The 339-nt window shown below is 70.5% G+C and carries 1 protein-coding gene; it reads right to left on the bottom strand.

The genetic code is table 11. The annotated features are described in order from the left end of the window. Positions 1–339 (bottom strand): phosphopantetheine-binding protein (locus ACTIDRAF_RS31535; RefSeq protein ID WP_039789918.1); only part of this gene is annotated, 339 nt, incomplete at both ends.

Consider the following 339-nt stretch of genomic DNA (forward strand, 5'->3'; position numbering starts at 1 on the left):
CGGGGTTGGTTCCACCGGGCCCGACACCGGACCCCGCGGCACCGGTGTGGTGTCCTCCTCGGGTGCCAGGTCCAGGCCGGCCGCGAGGTCGGTGATGGTCTGGCGTTGGAACATGTCCCGGGTGGAGAGGGTGGACAGGCCGGCGCGACGGGCCCTGGAGACGACCTGGATGCTCAGGATCGAGTCGCCACCCAGCTCGAAGAAGTTGTCGGTCACCCCGACCCGGTCCAACCGCAGTACCTCAGCCCACACCTCGCACAGCACCTGCTCCACCTCGGTGCGGGGTGCCACGTAGCCCTGGGAGGGCTGGAACTCCGGGGCTGGTAACGCCGCCCGGTC

Origin of the sequence: Actinoalloteichus spitiensis RMV-1378 (genome assembly GCF_000239155.1) — a bacterium.
GTDB lineage: Bacteria > Actinomycetota > Actinomycetes > Mycobacteriales > Pseudonocardiaceae > Actinoalloteichus_B > Actinoalloteichus_B spitiensis.